Annotated in this window: 2 protein-coding genes; one reads left to right on the top strand and one right to left on the bottom strand. The window is 43.2% G+C overall.

Annotated features, from left to right (window positions below; all coding sequences use genetic code 11):
- A partial coding sequence (gene istB, locus LG003_RS23080) for an IS21-like element helper ATPase IstB (protein WP_262981771.1) occupies window positions 1-550 on the top strand: 550 nt, incomplete at its 5' end.
- A 253-nt stretch (window positions 551-803) separates the two neighbouring features.
- Here istB and LG003_RS23075 read toward each other — a convergent pair.
- A partial coding sequence (locus tag LG003_RS23075) for a hypothetical protein (RefSeq protein ID WP_262981770.1) occupies window positions 804-1041 on the bottom strand: 238 nt, incomplete at its 5' end.

Below are 1041 nucleotides of genomic sequence, written 5' to 3'. Positions count from 1 at the left end.
AGAACTGGAAGCGTTGGATTACAGAGCCAGCCGGGGGCTGGAAAAATCGCAGGTCAGAAGCTTGTCACAAGGGCACTGGTTAAAACACTGCCAGAATCTGCTGCTGACAGGGGCAACGGGAAGCGGGAAAACGTATCTTGCCTGTGCGCTGGGGCGGCATTACTGCCGCCAGGGATATGTCGTGTATTACTACCGTTTAAAGGGCTTGCTGGAGCTTTGCAGACAATGCCATGGTGATGGAAGCTATCCCCGGCTGTTAAATAAACTGAGCCGTAGTCAGTTGTTAATCCTGGATGACTGGGGTCTGGAGGTACTGACCTCAGATCAACGCAGTGACCTACTGGAGATAGTCGATCAGTTCTATCAACGGGGCTCAGTGTTGCTGGTAAGCCAACTTCCTATTGAGAAATGGTATCAAATGATAGGTGATGCCACACACGCTGATGCGATCCTGGACAGACTGGTTCACGGGAGTATTAAAGTCGAATTAAAGGGTGAATCAATGCGTAAAGTGTGTTCAACGTTGACTGATGGAGATCAGTCAATATAGTTTATTAGCAGGTTCTATGAGTGGGGTAAATAGCGATCTCTATCGATGTTATTAACTGATCTCTTTCATGGTAATACTCAACAGATATTCGAACTCATTAAAGTCTGTTAATAACCGGCTCAATGATGTTTATGAATATATAGAGATTTTTGTCATGCTCGACTAACCTTAGGATAACATGATTCATTTTTTCCCATCAGTTCAAAAAGCCATTTAAATTATTTTTTTATGCCTGCTATTACTACAACATATTTTAATTATTTAAGACTACTAAATAAACTATTTGTTTCTTAAAGGGAATAAGTAAATAAATAATATACCCGTTATCTTTCAAGTTGCCTCTTTGTTGGCTGCACTCACTCATCCCGGTCACATCGTTCGCTATGCCCCTGCGGATTCGCTCCCTTGCCGTCGCGGTGCATCTTGAAATCCATAGGATATCCCTTTTAAAACGCAAAAACCCCCAGCTCTCGCTGAGGGTTTCTACTGTA

Source organism: Photorhabdus kleinii (assembly GCF_025384885.1).
GTDB classification, from domain to species: Bacteria; Pseudomonadota; Gammaproteobacteria; order Enterobacterales; family Enterobacteriaceae; genus Photorhabdus; species Photorhabdus kayaii.
This window is presented reverse-complemented; position numbering and strand designations above follow the sequence as displayed.